Below are 16677 nucleotides of genomic sequence, written 5' to 3'. Positions count from 1 at the left end.
CTAATCGCCGCACGCCACGTTTCATTCAGTCATTCAAGTCAAGGGTATTTATGAGTTCGGTCGTCGTTGTCGGGTCCTTCAATGTCGATCACGTGTGGCGCTGCGACGTGCTGCCTGCGCCGGGCGCCACCATCGCCGGTCGCTACAGCACCGGCCCGGGGGGCAAGGGCTTCAACCAGGCGGTCGCGGCTGCACGTGCCGGCGCCAGGACGCACTTTCTGTGCGCGCTGGGCGACGATGCCGGCGGTGCGCTGGCGCGCTCGCTGGCGGCGCACGACGGCTTCGCACTGATCGCCGAGCCCAGCAACGAGCCGACCGGCACCGGCGGGATCTACGTCGACGCGCACGGCCGCAACACCATCGTGATCGGTGCCGGCGCCAATTCGGTGCTGAGCGCTGCATTCGTGGACAACCAACGCGCACTGGTGGCCTCGTCCAGCGTGTTGCTGGCGCAGCTGGAATCGCCGGCGGAAACCATCGAGTCGGCGCTGGCACTGGCACGCGAGTGCGGCGTGCTGACCGTGCTCAACGCCGCACCGGCCAATGCACCGACCTCGATCGGCCTGCTCAAGCTGTCGGATGTGCTGACGCCCAACGAAACCGAGTTTGCCGCCCTGCTCGGCCGCCACGTCGGCGAACGCATCAATGCCGACGATGTGGCGGCGCTGGACGGCAACACGCTGCATTCGCTGTGCCGCAAGCTGTTGCCGGGCGGTACCGTGGTGGTGACGCTGGGATCGGTGGGCGCCTTCATCTCGCACGCCGAAGAACAGCTGCGCGGCGACACGGCCGCGCATTACCGGGTGGGCGCGGAAAGCGCGCAGACCGTGGACACCACCGGCGCCGGTGACGCCTTCAACGGCGCGCTGGTGGCCTCGCTGGCACAAGCGCCCACTGCCAGCTTCATCACCCACGTGCGCTTTGCCACCCGCTACGCCGCGCGCTCCACCGAAGTGGAAGGCGCCGCCACCTCGATGCCGCGCATGGCCCCCGAACCGGTCGTGTGATCCGCGCGCTTCAGGCAAACAACGAAGGCGACCGCAGCGATGCGGTCGCCTTCTGCGTTCAGGGCGTCGGCCATGCCCACCAGACTGGTTTGATCCGCGACCGGCATGTCGAGGCCTGTCCATCGACGGAGGCTGCGAGCCCCGCTGCGCCGGCGCTTCGATCTTCTTCATCTGATAGCAGGCTGGGCGGCGGCACCAGGCGTGATGCAGCGTCGGGCGCCCTACCCTCATCCGGCGCTGACGCGCCACCTTCTCCCGGCGGGAGAAGGAATAGAAGCCCCTCTCCCGTCGGGAGAGGGGTTGGGGTGAGGGGACGGTCAACCAGCAATCTTGCCGCTGCCCTCGCTCTACCAGTCACGCGACCCGCGCAGCAACCGCGCAAGACCGAAAGCCGAAAACGCTCTTCCGATTCCCGATTCCCGATTCCCGAATCCCGATTCCCGATTCCCGATTCCCGACTCCCGATTCCCCCACCCAGCTACAATGCCGCCATGCAGATCGGCCCCTACTCCATCGACCCCAAGGTGATCCTGGCCCCGATGGCCGGCGTCACCGACAAGCCGTTCCGGCTGCTGTGCAAGCGGCTGGGCGCCGGGCTGGCGGTGTCGGAGATGACCATCTCCGATCCGCGTTTCTGGGGCACGCGCAAATCGCTGCACCGCATGGACCATGCCGGCGAGCCGGATCCGGTCAGCGTGCAGATTGCGGGCACCGAGCCGCAGCAACTGGCCGAGGCGGCGCGCTACAACGTCGACCACGGTGCGCAGCTGATCGACATCAACATGGGCTGCCCGGCCAAGAAGGTCTGCAACGCCTGGGCCGGCTCGGCGCTGATGCGCGACGAAGAGCTGGTGGCACGCATCCTGCGCGCAGTGGTGCAGGCGGTGGATGTGCCGGTAACCTTGAAGATCCGCACCGGCTGGGATTGCGATCACCGCAACGGTCCGACCATCGCACGCATCGCGCAGGACTGCGGCATCGCCGCGCTGGCGGTGCACGGGCGCACCCGCGACCAGCACTACACCGGCGTTGCCGAGTACGCCACGATTGCGCAGATAAAGGCCGCGCTGCAGATTCCGGTCATCGCCAATGGCGATATCGATTCGCCGCAGAAGGCGGCGCAGGTACTGCGCGCCACCGGCGTGGATGCGGTGATGATCGGGCGTGCGGCGCAGGGGCGCCCGTGGATCTTCGGCGAGGTGGCGCACTATCTGGCCACCGGCGAGCTGTTGCCGCCGCCGTCGTTGGCGTTCGTGCGCGATACCCTGCTCGGCCACCTGGAAGCCTTGCATGCGTTCTATGGGCAGCCGCAGGGCGTGCGCATCGCGCGCAAGCATCTGGGCTGGTACGCGAAGGATCACCCGCAGAGTGCCGACTTTCGCGCGGTGGTCAATCGCGCCGAAACACCGGAAGCGCAGCTGGAACTGACCGGCGCGTATTTCGATGCCCTGATCGCCGGCGTGCCACCGGCACTGTCGGTTGCCGCCTGAGTTTTTCCGCGTTGTTGGAGCTGCAGCGATGAGCGCACCGAGCGACACCCCGACCTATCTGCATGGATTTTCGTCCACCGAACAGGCACGCCTGCTCAAACAGGCGCGCCTGCTGGAAGCCACGCTGTTCAACCAGATCGACTACAGCGGCGCGCGCCGGCTGCTGGAGGTGGGCAGCGGCGTGGGCGCGCAGACCGAAATCCTGCTGCGCCGCTTTCCCGACCTGCATGTCACCAGCGTGGACCTGAGCGAGGCCCAGTTGGGCGCGGCACGCGCCAATCTCGAACGGTTGGCATGGTGCCGCGAGCGCTACACGCTGCAGCAGGCCGATGCGAGCGACCTGCCGTTCGAGGCGCGTCAGTTCGATGCGGCATTCCTGTGCTGGGTGCTCGAGCATGTGCCCTCGCCTGCGCGCGTGCTCAACGAGGTACGGCGCGTGCTGCTGCCGGGCTCGCCGGTGTATGTCACCGAGGTGATGAACGCCTCGTTCCTGCTGCATCCGTATTCGCCCAACCTATGGCGCTACTGGATGGCCTTCAACGATTTCCACGACCAGGGCGGCGACCCGTTCGTCGGCGCCAAGCTGGGCAACCTGCTGCTGGCCGGCGGCTTTCGCGATGTGCATACCGAGATCAAGACGCTGCATTTGGACAACCGCGAGCCGGGCCGGCGCAAGACCATGATCGGATTCTGGGAAGAAGTGCTGCTGTCGGCGGCCGACCAATTGCTTGCGGCCGGCGCGGTGAACGCAGACACCGTGGACGGCATGCGCCGCGAACTGGCACAGGTGCACAGCGACCCGGACGCGGTGTTCTTCTACTCGTTCGTGCAGGCACGCGCGACGGTGTATTGAGCCGGCGTGCTGCACGGAGCTGCGGCAGGCGCATTGCTGGCCAACCGCCTGGGCACGCCTACCGGGCCGCCGGTGCAGGCATCGCGGCATGTTCCAGATCACCGGTCAGCACCGTCCCGGTGGGTTCGTGCCAGATGCGGCGCCACATCTGCGCCAGCACCTGGCCGATCTGATCGCGCGCCACCGGCGCGCGGTAGGCGGCCTGGATCTGTCGCGGCGCGATCGGCTGCCACTGCCCGTCTTCGCGGTGGGCCACCACGAAATTGAAGTTGTAGTCCGGCTCCAGGCCCATGCGCAGGTCGCTGAGCATCAGCTCGTCATCGACCAGGCGTGCGCGCATGAAACCGCGATTGAACCAGGTCAACCGGCGCACTGAATCGAACCGGGCCACTTCGCCCAGCGCCTGGGTGTTGCTGGAATAGCCACGAAACTGCATCGGGCCCTTGTCGGCCACCAGCGAGCGCTCGCCGATCACATAGCCGTTGGGCGTCATCGCCACCACGCGCCACAGCAGGGTATTGAGCGGCATCGGCACCGAGAAGCGCGGCGCATCCTTCAGTCCGAGTGCGGCCAGCGCACGGTCCGCTTCCTGGTCGACCAGGTGCTTGGCCAGCAACGACCAACCCAGATAGGCGGAGCTGAGCGCCAGCCCGATCACCAGCGCGTGCTGCGCGACGGGCCGCGCGCGTGCAAACCATGCCACCGCGCAGGCGAGCAACAGCCATAGCGTGTAGGCCGGGTCGATGATGAAGACGCTCGACCACATCGCCGGATGCGGCTGCAGCGGCCACCACAGCTGGGTGCCGTAGACGGTGAAGGCATCGAGCAAGGGATGGGTGATCAAGGCCAGCTGGATCGCCCAGAACCAGCGCTTGGGCGCACTGGCCACGCGCCCATTGCCGTAGCGGCGAAACAGCCACCAGATCAGCCAGCCCAGCAACGGCAGCACCAACAACGAATGGCTGGCGCTGCGATGCACCGTCATCAGCGTGACCGGATCGTCGGTCAACGGCAGCAACACCAGCGCATCGAGATCGGGCAAGGTGCCCAGTGCGGCGCCGGCCAACAGGGCCGCACGGCGCTGTCCAGCCGGTGCGATGGCAGCGGCGACGGCGCCGCCGAGAACGATCTGGGTCAATGAATCCATCGGCCGATGCTAGCAGGCCAGGCATCGTTCAGTGCCATCGCGTGCGTTACGACCGCGGGGCAGTCAGCCAGCAGGTGCGTTGCCCGCATCGCGCTGCGGTTCGCTGACAAAAAACGAGGCCGCTGCCGACGTCTGGATGCCCTGCACCAGGATGGCGGACGCTGCAGCCCGATGGCGGCTCCCGGCAGCCGCGGCCTGCCGACATGCGCTACGCATGACGACCTCACGCCGCGCGCTGCTGCGCGGCGTGGGGTTGCGGCGCCAGCTCGGCCAGCACCTCGCCGTGATGGTTGACCAGTTGCAGTGCGCCGCACTGCGTCTCGCGCAGCGCCGTCAGGCTCTCCACCCAGTCGCCGGTGTTGGCGTACAGATGGCCAGCCTGCATGCGCAGTGCGGCGCGATGGATATGCCCACAGACGATGCCGTCCAGATCGCGGCGCACCACATCGGCCAGGCCGGCCGCCACGAAGCGGCCGATGTAACGCTCGGCTGCATCGCTGCGTCGCTTGAGAAACTCGGCCAGCGACCAGTAGCGCATGCCCAGCCGACGCCGCAGACGATTGGTCAGCTGATTACCGGTGAGGATGCGGTAGTAGAGCCAGTCGCCAAATCGTTCCTGCAGGCCGCCGAAATGGGTCTGCGCGTCGTAGTCGTCGCCATGGGTGACCAGCAGCCGGCGCCCGTCCAGCAAGGTGTGGACGCTGCGTCGGCGCACCTGCATGGCCGGCATCACCAGGCCGCAGAAGCGGCGGATGGCACGGTCGTGGTTGCCGGGCACGTAGATGATCTCGGTGCCACGCCGGGCCTGCGCATGCAGGGCCGCGATCACCTGCTGATGCGCCACGTCCCAGACCGCGCGCCGCTGCGAAATCCACCACAGGTCGATGATGTCGCCCACCAGATACAGCCTCTGGCACCGCTGGCGGCCAATGAAGGCGGCGATCTCGGCGGCATGGCAATGCCGCGAGCCCAGGTGCAGGTCGGACAGGAACAAGGCACGGACCGGTGGATGCAACGTGGACAAGTGCATGCGGGCGTCTCCGGGGCAGAAATCTCGGCGCTGCGATCGGGCGCGGCGCAGGCAGGGTGCGTGCGCCGCCCGCAGGCGCCGGCAGCGCACGCGCGTAGATGCACACCCCGCCGCAAGCCGCGACGCACTGCATCGAACACCGCATCGCGGGTCGTGGGCGCCATGGCAGCCATGCGCCCTCGCCCCGGCACGCTGTCCAACGGCATCGCTTATTCCCCTGCGGCGCCCCGGCCGCAAGCAGCCAAGGCGCCAGGTACGCGCGCATGCTGACCGCTCGATACGACCACTGCATGGCAAGCTGACGACACCCCGATGACCGTGCAAACCCGTGCCACGACACGGGTTTAACGCCACACCGGGCTGTTCAGGCGCACAATGCACAGGGTTGTCGGACGGTGTATCATCCGCACCCATCTTTTCATCCGAATCAAGGGATATAAGCCTGATGTCCAGCTACCTGTTCACCTCCGAATCGGTCTCCGAAGGCCATCCGGACAAGATCGCCGACCAGATCTCCGACGCAGTGCTGGATGCCATCCTGGCCCAGGACAAGCGCGCCCGCGTGGCATGCGAGACGATGGTCAAGACGGGCGTGGCGATCGTTGCCGGCGAAGTGACCACCAGTGCCTGGATCGACCTGGAAGCGCTGACCCGCAAGGTCATTCTGGACATCGGCTACAACAGCTCCGACGTCGGCTTCGACGGCGAGACCTGTGGCGTGCTCAACCTGATCGGCAAGCAGTCGCCGGACATCAACCAGGGCGTGGACCGCAAGAACCCGGAACAGCAGGGCGCCGGCGACCAGGGCCTGATGTTCGGCTATGCGACCAACGAGACCGACAGCCACATGCCGGCTGCGATCCATCTGGCGCACCGCCTGGTCGAGCAGCAGGCCAAGATCCGCAAGAAGAAGAACTCGGCGCTGTCCTGGCTGCGTCCGGACGCCAAGTCGCAGGTCACCCTGCGCTACGAAGACGGCGTTGCGACCGCGATCGACGCGGTGGTGCTGTCGACCCAGCACGATCCGGGCATCAAGCAGAAGGATCTGGTCGAGGCCGTGCGCGAGGAAATCCTCAAGCCGGTGCTGCCGGCCAAGTGGCTGCACAAGGGCACCAAGTTCCACATCAACCCGACCGGCAAGTTCGTGATCGGCGGGCCGGTGGGCGATTGCGGCCTGACCGGCCGCAAGATCATCGTCGACACCTACGGCGGCTGGGCGCGCCACGGTGGCGGCGCGTTCTCCGGCAAGGATCCGTCCAAGGTCGATCGCTCGGCAGCCTACGCCGCGCGCTACGTGGCCAAGAACGTGGTGGCTGCCGGCCTGGCCGACCGTTGCGAAGTGCAGGTTTCCTACGCCATCGGCGTGGCCGAGCCGACCTCGATTTCGGTCACCACCTTCGGCACCGGCAAGATCGCCGACGAACAGATCGAAAAGCTGATCCGCAAGCATTTCGACCTGCGTCCGTTCGGCATCATCCAGATGCTCGACCTGATCCACCCGATGTATCAGCAGACCGCCTCCTACGGCCACTTCGGCCGCAAGCCGAAGGACTTCTCCTACACCGACGCAACCGGCGCGCAGCACACCGCCACCGCGTTCTCGTGGGAAAAGACCGACCGCGCCGACGCCCTGCGCGCCGACGCCAAGCTGAAGTAAGCCAACTGCTCCTGCGGGAGCGGATGCAGTGAATTGCACATGGGCCGCTGATGCGGCCCATGTGCGTTTTGGTGGGATGGATGCTTCCAACCGAACCCCACGGCTGGATTCACTGCGGGTCCGGTTTTTTGATGCGGCCACGCTTACTGACGAATCTGCGCGTTGGACATCTAGTGGGTTTGTGCGAATGCTCCAGTCACTGACGCTCTGTGACTGAAGGCTTCGGCCACTGAAGGCGCTTGCAAGCGTAATCGCCTGCCGATCAGCAGTGGCAACGCTGGGAGCGCGGTGCCGCGTCCGGGGGCGGGACCGTGTGGCGGCATGGATGCCGCCACCGAGCCTCCAGGGATGGATTCACGGCGTGTCCCGACACCGGATGCGGCGCCGCGCTGCCGACCAACTCCGCACACCGACCAACCCTGCGCATGAGATCTGCTGGTGCTCCGTAGAAGCTTCGGTCTGCTACGGGCGCTTGCGCGCGTACCGGCGTGGGATACGCCGCAAGTACGTCCATGTAGGCTCTGGCGCGATATCCATGCCGCTCAAGGTCCCACACCGGCACGCGCGCAAGCACCACCGATCATCGTCGGCGGCTGAAAAAAGAAAAGCCCCTCTCCTGCGGGAGAGGGGTTGGGGTGAGGGTACGGGGCGTAGCCTCTTTGCATATTCGATGACACCAGGCGTCGCGCGTACCCTCATCCGCCCCTGCGGGGCACCTTCTTCCGTTGGGAGAAGGAACAACCGGTGGTCGCCTTTTCCAGATCAGGATTGCTGCTGCACGGTTACCGATCGAGCTGCAGCTGTTTCTCAAGCGCGTGTATAAACTCCGGCAACGGGCATGCCATGCGTTGCCCAGCTGTGCAAATGCCAAGCGCCAACGTCTGCTGCAACGGCGGGTGCGCCAGATCCAACGGCGCCAGCGTCCGCAGTTGATCCAGCGATTGCGCCAGGTACTGCGCACGTACTATCTGCTGCCCGTTCGGCTCGCGCCATAGGCCCAGCACCAGCGCGCCACCTGGCGGCGGATCGTCGGCGCCGTAGCCGGGCAGATGGAAGTGCAGGCCCAGCAAACTGCTCAACGCGGCGATATGCGTATCGCTGCCGACGAAAACAGAGACCGTTGGCGCCTGCATATTGCCGAAGCGCTGCAGCACGTTGCGCGCCAGCGGTGCGCCCGAGCGTGAGGCCATGTAATGCGGACGTGCGTAGATATCAAACAACAAGGCATGCAGTCGGGACACCTGCGCCAGCCGCTCGGGTGTGGCACGGCCCCAGCCGACCTGCGCCAGCGGCAGGCCTTCGGCGTATTGCAGCAGCAACACCTCGCCGGTGCCGGAGGTCAGATCGATCGGCCCACCCAGCGCCAGGCCGCGCCCGTTGGCCGACGGCGTCAGCGTGGACGGCATCTGCGCAAAGTCGCAGGGTGTGCGCGTGCAGCCCAGGATCTGCTGCATCGCCTGCAGCTCGGCCGCGTGCCCTCGCAACACTGCGGCTGGGCCACCGGTCTGTCTATTGATCGCCGCAACTGCCGCCGCGCCATCGAACGGCACTGCACCGGCCTCGATCGGTCGGAACAACGGATCGTTGCTGCCGGCCTGGCGATGCCCGGCGACGATCCCGCAGCCCGGTGCCAGCGCCGCGGCCAGCAGGGCGCCGCTGTCGATGGTGCGCTGGTCGGTATTGGCCCAGACCGACACGCTGCCTGGTGCCGGGCACCCGCTCGGTGGCAACACGCCCTGCTGCACCAGCCATTGGCGCAAATAGTCGCCGCTCAAGTGCACGCCGATGCGCCCACGCGGCGTCAGCAGGCTGGCCGCTGTGGACCATTGCGGCCATGGCGCGTCGGCATAGTGCGCCGCAGCGGCTTCGCCCTGCAGCGGTGCGCGCACGCCGTGCCGAAAGACAACCACCACGCGTTCCAGTTGCGCGGCCTGCGCGGTCTTTGCGACTGCGGGCGGTCCGGGCGGACGCGGCGTGCAGCCGATCAGCAGCAGCGCGCCGAAGCTGAGCGCCGGCACCAGCCATCGCAGCCAAGACGCGGTCGTCGATGCCGGCCTGATACCTGCGCGCAACGGCGCGACGCCTCTGCAGGATGGCAACAACGCAACCCCCATCGCGTCGCTGCCGTCGTCGCCTGCAGGCGTCGGGTCACTACCCTGCCCCGTTGTCATCGCGTGCCCAGAACACATGCTTGGTGGTCATCCCGTTGGTCACGGCGGAATCTACGTTGCCAATGTGCCAGGCAGACGACATCCGGCGGAACTTCGCGAACATGTCCGGGCAAGCACCACGCGCCGATATGCTGCGCATCAGCCGCGCGGCCACGGTAACGGGCGCGGCAGGCGTCCTTACGAATCGCACCGCGCCGCATGGTGCGCCACCTTGCGTGGATAGCCTTCGCACCGGCCGTCAGGACGCCCTGCACAGGGCCGCGGCACGATGACTTGCGATGGGCCGGCATCAACGCATCGGCACATCTGCCCGCAGCACGCGCATGCTGCGCCACCTGCACGGGATCGTCGTTGTCCTGCGTGCTTATGCAATCACGATCGGCGGGATGGCCGGGAATCCGGGTAGCGCTTGATCGGCCACGGGTGGCGCTGCGGATGAAGGCGCTGCGGTCTGTGCTGGCAGCGGCGTGGTGCCCGCGGGACCGGCCGCCTGCCGTTGGCCTTCGTCGCGGCCGCGGCCGGCCAATAGCAGGGGCACCCGGATCACTGCCGACCGCATCGTGCGCATTGCCTCTTCCCTGCTTCAGGCGTCTTCGGGAAACCGCCTGATGGCACGGGCCAGATAAACAATGCGCTAGTGCGGGACGCGCATCGGATGGCAGCGCGCATTGTCGGCCGCTGGCAAATTCCACATCCGCAGTGCGTGCCCTGTAAGCCACGCCTTCCGGCAGTGCGCTGCAGCGCGATCAGAATGTCGCGGGCGTTGCGGCCGCTGGCTTGCCCTGCGCATCCGTTGCGCCCGCCGCCTCGGAGCGCAATTGCTCGTGCAGGATGCGGCGGATCTCCAGAATCGCCTGCGGCGTTTCCTGCACGCTGTGCCAGGAGGTCACCACCAGTTCGGACTCGGCACCGTCCAGGTGCGCGCTGCGATATGGCACCAGGCCATCGTCGGAGTCGGCCAGCGGCACCTGCGGTTTTTCGCGTCCGACGATGGTGTGGTAATGCACCTGCGGGGAAATCGGCAGGTCCATGCTGGCGCGCACGAACGGATCGGTATCGCGCAGGTTGTCGATGCTGGTCGGCGGCAGCAGGCGCCGCTTGCGGCGCGGGTCGCCGCCCTGCCCGCCACGCTCGCTGCTGGCCAGGTCCTGAAACACATCGCCGAAGCGATCCAGCAAGGCGATCGGCAAACGCACCAGGCGGCCGACGAAACGCCCCAGCCCACCCTCGGCCAGGGGCGTGCCGCGATGCGGCGCGGCGATGAAGATGGCGCGGTCGATCTGCGGCATTGGCGAAAAATGCAGCAGCGGCGACAACTTCGCGCGGATGCGTGCGCCGCGCTCGCCGTCCAGCCGGTAGTTTTCCAGCAGGGAATTCCACAGGCGATCGCCCGACGAGGACACCAGCAGGCGGCCGATCACCCCGCCCATGCTGTGGCCGATCAACACCATGTCCTGCGATGCGATCGCCGTGCCGGCCGGATCGAAGTGCTGCAGGCTGCGCTCCACCAGGGCCTGGATTTCGGCGCGGTTGACCGCCACCGGCGCATTGGTGGGGTAGTACACCTGCCAGATCTGGTAGCGCTGGCGCAGCGCTTCATCGCCCATCACTTCGTTGGCGACATTGACCCAGGCTTCCGGGCTGCTGGCCAGCCCGTGCAGCATCAGCAGCACGCGCCGGTCCGGGTCGTAGGGCTGCATCAGATACAGATGCGGGCGGTCGATGCCGCGCGCGCGGCCCAGCATCGACCGCAGCGACTGCGCGGCAAACCCGGACCTGGCCAGCCACAGCCCATAGGCGGCGGTGAAATTGGCCGCCAGCGGCACGCGCTGGCCATGCAGCACCACCTCGTTCTGGCGATACGGATCGTAGGGCACCACGGTGGCGGCATGGCCACGCAGCACTGCATCCAGCGTCTGTCCATCGAAACGCAGCAGCAGCGTTGCCGGTGCGTACGGCATCTCGCTGAAGGTCGGCAGCGGACGCTCCGGTGCTGCGACGGTGGCGGCTGGTTGCAAGGCCAGCCCGGCGGGGTCGCCGACCACTTGCGGGTCCACCTCGGCCACCAGTTCGGCCCCGAAGCCATCCCGTCGATACGTGCTGCGCAGTCCATCGAAGCGCAACGCCGAGGCGGCGAAGATCGCGCGCGGCGTGTTGCCACCGCCCGGCAAGCGATACGCAGACATGTCGATCCTGACCTGCCAGCGCCCCAGGGTGGTGGGTTCGCGCTCGGTCTGGCCGGTCTGCTGCGCGCGCGCGAACAGGCGTTCGATCACCTGCTGCACGGCATAGTTGTAGTAGTCGCGTACCTGCGTCTGGCGATTCTCGAACGCACGCGCACTGGGCGCCCGATCGGTGAAGAACAGGTAGGCGTAGGCATGCCGCGCCGCTTCCAGCCAGGCGTCGACTGCCGCATCGCTCATCGTTGCCGGGTCGCGCCCGCCCAGGGCAATCGCCTGCGCCGTCCAGAGCTCGGCCTGCGTCGCCAGCCGGCGCTCATTGCCGATGCCTGCGAGGGTGGTGAGCTGCTGCAGGCAGGGCAGCGGGTCGCTGCGGCAGGCCTTGGGCTGCAGACCGGCCACCTGCACCGTCTCGCTGCTGGCCTGGCTCAATGCGCCGGTACTGAGCACATCGCCGCGCGTGCGCGCGATGTAGTCGCCGCTGCTGTGCGATTGCACCGTGACCATCGCGCAGCCGCTCAGCCACAGGCTCGCCAGCAGTCCTGCCAGCACGGCAGCGGCGCGGCATCCACGCAGGCGCGGCGTCATCGCACTGCGCTCCCGGCTGATGCTGGTGCTGGCGCCTGCGGCATGCCGGCACGGATGCGATCGGAGAAATCCGCGGCCTTGTCGGCGGCGATCGCACGTGCGGTGAAATATCCGCGCTGCTTCAGGGTGGCGAAGTCGTAGCCGGGCATCAGCCCATCGTGATCGTAGGCGTATTCGTCGACGTAGCCGGACAGCAACAGGCGATGATCCAGCGGCAAGGTGGGCTGCAATTGGCGCGCCAACGCAAACACGATCGTGGTGCAGTTGCTGGTGAGCGTGTTGTAGAACGCCGGCGCGCGATTCAGGTCGTTGGCCAGGCCCACGTAGCCCATGAACATGCGGCGCAGCCCGGCCTTGGGAAGCGCCAGCCGGTACAGGTACATGTCCTCGCCGCGCACGTTGGTGCGCACGCGCAGGATGTCGCGCTCGTCGGCGGCCACCAGGGTTTCTTCGAAACTGCGGAAGAACCCGCCCAATGCCGAGAACGACTCGCCACGCTCCTTGCGGATTTCCAGCGAGAACACCACGTGCGAGCCGTCGTCGAAACCGAACGACACCAACGTGTGCGCGATCGCCGGACCCATCCAGTACGACAGCGCCAGATCGGCGCTGACCAGGCGATCCAGGTCGTACTGGCGGGTTTCCCAGCGCGGCTGGTAGTCGGTTTCGCCATGCCAGTCGAAATTGCGCACGTTGTGCAGCGTGACGATGTTGCCGTGCACCTCCGGCTGCAGGCGCTGGGCGACATCGTCGGCCCAGTCGCGGTCCTGGCTGGGCTGCATCATCCACCACGACAGCGCCAGCACCGCGAAGGCGGCACTGAAGATGCCCACCAAGGCCCAGTTCTCGCGGCCACGCCGCAACCCCCACAACGCCGCGATTGCCATCGCGCACCACGAGCCCACCCACGCCGCGCGCACGAACGCATTGCCGGTCAGCGCGAAGTAGATCGCCAGCCCGCCCCAGAGCGCGGCCAGCACCAGCGCCCCCCGCAACGCCCAGCGCCCGATGCGCGAACGCGTGGCCGGTTTCATCGGGTGCCGCCTTCCGGCACCTGCATGCCCAGTGCGTGCATCAACAGGTCGGCCGAGCGATGAGCAAGCCGTTTGCGTTCGGATTCGTCGTTGCCGCGCAGGCAGCTGCCGAGCATGTCGATCACCAGCAGTAGTTGCTCGTCATCGACATCGGCACGGCACAGGCCGGCGTCGCGGGCGCGGTGCACGAACGGCAGGAAGATGCGCACCACACGCCGGTCGGCCGCGTCCACGGCCGGGTGCGCGCGTTCGATCGAACGCCAGAAATCCACCAGCGGCGCGGACTGGGCGATGTGCTCGGCCACATCGTGCAGCAGCACGGCCAGCCCGTCCGGGCGCTCGGCCAGATCGGCGGCCAGCCGTTCCAGGCCATCCAGGCCACGGGTCATCAGCGCGGTCATCAGCGCGAGCCGGTCGGGGAAGTTGCGGTACAGCGTGGCGCGGCCAAGGCCGGCACGCTCGACCACCAATTCCAGCGGGGCGTTGACGCCGTGTTCGCTGAACACTTCGTCGGCAGCATCGAGTATCTGCCGGCGGCGCAGCGCGGCATCAGGGCGGGAAGTCGTCATCGCGGCATTATCGGACAGATTTGTCCGGTAACACCAGAGCCCGCTTCACCAATCCGCGCCCTCTCCGACCAACGGTCTGCTCCGGCAGTCTGCTCCGGCAGCCGCCTTCGACGGCCGGAGCAGCGAACGGATCAGCCGGTGTTCTGCACGCCTTGCGAGACACCGTTGACGCAGGCCACCAGCGCGCGCAGCAATTCGTCGTCTTCGCCATCGGTGGCGCGCCAGCGCTGCAGCAGGTCCACCTGCAGCACGCTGATCGGGTCGATGTAGGGGTTGCGCAGGCGGATCGACAAGGCCAGCCGCGGGTCGTGCTGCAGCAGCGACTGCTGGCCGGTCAACGCCTTCACCCAGCCCTTGGTCAGCGCCAGCTCGGCGCCGATGCCCGGGAAGAACCGCGCATGCAGGTCGCCCGACAAGCGCGAAAACAGCTCGGCGATGGTGAGGTCGCCCTTGGACAGCACCATCGCCACGTCGTCGAGGAAGGTGCGGAAGAATGGCCAGTCCTGCGCCATCTCGCGCAAGGTCTCCTCGTGCCCCGCATCCACTGCCGCCTGCAGGCCGCTGCCCACGCCGTACCAGCCCGGGATCACCGCACGCGCCTGGCTCCAGGCGAACACCCACGGAATCGCGCGCAGGTTGGACAAGGCCGCGTCCTGGCCGAGCCGGCGCGACGGACGCGAGCCCAGCGTCATGCGTTCGATCACATCGATCGGCGTGGCCAGGCGGAAGTACTGCATGAAATCCGGCGCGCCAACGAAGGCGCGATACGCCACAGTGCTGCGCTCGGCGACCAGATCCATCACCGGGCGCCAGCGCTCCTCGCGCGGCTCGGGCGCACGCGGACGCAGGCTGGACAGCAGCACCGCGCCGGTCATCTGTTCCAGCGAGCGCAGCGCCAGGGCACGGATGCCGTACTTGCGATGGATCACCTCGCCTTGCTCGGTCACGCGCAGCCGGCCATCGACACTGCCGCGCGGCGCGGCATCCAGCGCGCGGCTGGTCTTGCCGCCGCCACGCGCGATCGAGCCACCGCGGCCGTGGAAGAAGGTCAGCCGCACGCCGAGTTCGGCGGCGGCCTCCAGCAGTTCGACCTGCGCGCGTTGCAGCCCCCACCGCGAGGCGGTGATGCCGCCGTCCTTGCCGCTGTCCGAATACCCCAGCATCACCATCTGCGTATCGCCGCGCGCAGCCAGGTGCTGGCGGTAGACCGGGTCGGCGAGCAGATCCTGCACGGTGCCGGTGCCGCCGCGCAGATCGTCCACGGTTTCGAACAGCGGCACGATATCCAGCGGCACCGTGCCGGCGTCGTCGACCAGACCGCCGCGGCGCGCCAGCGCCAGCACGGTGAGCACGTCGGCGCGGTTGTGCGCCATCGAGATGATGTAGCTGCCCAGCGCATCGGCGCCATGGCGGCTGCGCGCATCGGCGAGCGCGGCGAACACCGCATCCAGCCGCGCATTGCCTTCGTCATCCACGCGCGGCAATGCCTGTTCGCCGGAGGCATACGGACCGAGCAATGCGGCGCGCTGGGTGGCGTCCTGTTCGTCCCAGTCCGCCTGACCCAATGCGTCGGCCACCGCGCGCGCATGCACGCTCGATTCCTGGCGCACGTCCAGACGCGCCAGGTGGAAGCCGAAGCTGCGCACGCGCCACAACAGGCGGCGCACCGCGAACCAACCGGCGTGCAGGCCCTTGTTGGCCTGCAGGCTGTCCAGGATCAATTGCAGATCGTGCTCCAGCTCGGACGGACTGGTGTAGGCGCCGTCGGCATCGTCCAGCGTGGCCTGCAGGCGCGCGCGCATCAGATCGTTGAGCAGCCGGTACGGCATGTCGCCATGGCGCGGACGCGAGCGTGCGGCGTCCTCCGGCAACAACGCGCGGTAGCGCTGCAGTTGCTCGCTCAACGCCGGGCTCACCGCCACCAGCGTGGTCGACTGGCTGAGCAGGCTGGCCAGTTGCCAGAGTTCCTTCTGATACCGGTCCAGCACCGCACGCCGTTGCGCATCCAGCGTGCCGGCAATGGTGGTGGCATCCACATTGGGGTTGCCGTCCATGTCGCCGCCGACCCAGGTGCCGAAGCGCAGCAGCCGCGGCAGGGTCGGCACGCTGCCGTAGGTCTCTTCGATGGCGTGTTCGAGGGTTTCGTACATCACCGGCACCACGCGATAGAGCACCTGGGTGAGGTAGAACCCCACATGCTCGCGCTCATCCTCCACGGTGGGACGCACCGGCGAGGAGTCGGCGGTCTGCCAGGAGGCGGTCAGGGCCATGCGGAAGCGCGCCGCGTCGGTGGCGCGCTCGTTGGGCGTGCGCATGCCGTCCAGGTTGTCGACCAGGCTGGCGACCATCAGCTGTTCTTTTTCCAGCAGCGCGCGGCGCACCGCTTCGGTCGGGTGCGCGGTGAACACCGGCTCCACGTCGATGCGCGGCAACCACGCGCTGAGTTCGTCCAGGCTCACGCCCTGTGCCTTGAGCCGACGCAATGCGTCGTGCAGGCCATCGGGCTGCGGCGTGTCGGTGCCGCTGCGCTGGTATTCGCGGCGGCGGCGGATGCGGTGCACGCGCTCGGCGATGTTGACCACCTGGAAATAGGTGCTGAAGGCACGCACCAGCGCCTCGGCCTGGCGCGGCTCGCGCCCGGCCAGTTGCGCGCTCAGCGTGGACGGCGGCGCATCGCCCTCGCGCCGCGCGATCGCGGTGGTGCGAACGCGTTCGACTTCCTCGAGGAATTCCGCAGAGACCTGCTCGGCGAGCAGGTCACCGACCAGGGCGCCGAGCCGACGCACATCGTCGCGCAAGGGCAGGTCGGGGGTAGCGAACACAAGACTGCTGCGGTACTCGTTCATCGGAAACGCACACCCTCTCAAGCGCAAAGTCGTCGAAGACTAACCCAAAAGGATTAGATGATCGCGACCGGCACGACGGTTTCATCATCAACCATCGTGTGCCAG

Annotated in this window: 10 protein-coding genes and 1 pseudogene; 4 read left to right on the top strand and 7 right to left on the bottom strand. The window is 67.6% G+C overall.

Translation table 11 applies throughout. The features are described 5' to 3' along the window. Positions 1 to 50: 50 nt before the first annotated feature. The 3 genes from H7A87_RS04100 (at position 51) to H7A87_RS04090 (ending at position 3350) form a co-directional block, all read left to right on the top strand. Positions 51 to 1007 (top strand): ribokinase, encoded by a 957-nt coding sequence (locus tag H7A87_RS04100; RefSeq protein WP_119129645.1) that lies wholly within the window; start codon positions 51 to 53, stop codon positions 1005 to 1007. Positions 1008 to 1498: 491 nt separating this feature from the next. Continuing rightward, positions 1499 to 2497, top strand: a complete 999-nt coding sequence (gene dusB / locus H7A87_RS04095; RefSeq protein WP_119129644.1) for a tRNA dihydrouridine synthase DusB — start codon at positions 1499 to 1501, stop codon at positions 2495 to 2497. A 28-nt stretch (positions 2498 to 2525) separates the two neighbouring features. After that, a complete protein-coding gene (locus tag H7A87_RS04090) occupies positions 2526 to 3350 on the top strand; it encodes a methyltransferase domain-containing protein (RefSeq protein WP_119129643.1) in 825 nt (274 codons plus the stop codon). Positions 3351 to 3408: 58 nt separating this feature from the next. Here the strand turns inward: H7A87_RS04090 and H7A87_RS04085 are convergent, their stop codons facing one another. Next, positions 3409 to 4497, bottom strand: coding sequence for a metal-dependent hydrolase (locus tag H7A87_RS04085; protein WP_119129642.1), 1089 nt, complete (start codon positions 4495 to 4497; stop codon positions 3409 to 3411). A 223-nt stretch (positions 4498 to 4720) separates the two neighbouring features. Continuing rightward, the gene (locus H7A87_RS04080; RefSeq protein WP_119129641.1) at positions 4721 to 5527 is read right to left on the bottom strand and encodes a UDP-2,3-diacylglucosamine diphosphatase; all 807 of its coding nucleotides are present in this window, start codon (positions 5525 to 5527) and stop codon (positions 4721 to 4723) included. Between the two features lie 445 nt (positions 5528 to 5972). Here H7A87_RS04080 and metK point away from each other — a divergent pair, with 445 nt between their 5' ends. Beyond that, positions 5973 to 7184, top strand: coding sequence for a methionine adenosyltransferase (metK, locus tag H7A87_RS04075; RefSeq protein ID WP_024938312.1), 1212 nt, complete (start codon positions 5973 to 5975; stop codon positions 7182 to 7184). Positions 7185 to 7966: 782 nt separating this feature from the next. Here metK and H7A87_RS04070 read toward each other — a convergent pair. From H7A87_RS04070 to ppc, 5 genes and pseudogenes are all read right to left on the bottom strand, one after another. Then, positions 7967 to 9118: pseudogene (locus tag H7A87_RS04070) on the bottom strand (histidine-type phosphatase); the annotation flags it as partial. 983 nt (positions 9119 to 10101) lie between these two features. Beyond that, positions 10102 to 12123 (bottom strand): alpha/beta fold hydrolase, encoded by a 2022-nt coding sequence (locus H7A87_RS04065; RefSeq protein WP_119129638.1) that lies wholly within the window; start codon positions 12121 to 12123, stop codon positions 10102 to 10104. Then, the gene (locus H7A87_RS04060; protein ID WP_119129637.1) at positions 12120 to 13157 is read right to left on the bottom strand and encodes a DUF4105 domain-containing protein; all 1038 of its coding nucleotides are present in this window, start codon (positions 13155 to 13157) and stop codon (positions 12120 to 12122) included. The genes H7A87_RS04065 and H7A87_RS04060 overlap by 4 nt, the downstream gene beginning before the upstream one ends. Continuing rightward, positions 13154 to 13726 carry a TetR/AcrR family transcriptional regulator gene (locus H7A87_RS04055; RefSeq protein ID WP_102583939.1) on the bottom strand — a complete coding sequence of 191 codons (573 nt, stop codon included), beginning with the start codon at positions 13724 to 13726 and terminating at the stop codon, positions 13154 to 13156. The genes H7A87_RS04060 and H7A87_RS04055 overlap by 4 nt, the downstream gene beginning before the upstream one ends. Before the next feature lie 131 nt (positions 13727 to 13857). Continuing rightward, positions 13858 to 16572: a phosphoenolpyruvate carboxylase gene (ppc, locus tag H7A87_RS04050; RefSeq protein WP_119129636.1), complete on the bottom strand. Its 2715-nt coding sequence runs from the start codon at positions 16570 to 16572 to the stop codon at positions 13858 to 13860. Positions 16573 to 16677: the final 105 nt, after the last annotated feature.

Source organism: Xanthomonas sp. CPBF 426 (assembly GCF_903989465.1).
GTDB lineage: Bacteria > Pseudomonadota > Gammaproteobacteria > Xanthomonadales > Xanthomonadaceae > Xanthomonas > Xanthomonas euroxanthea.
Note: the sequence above shows the minus strand (reverse complement) of the source record. Positions and strands in the feature narration are given on the sequence as shown.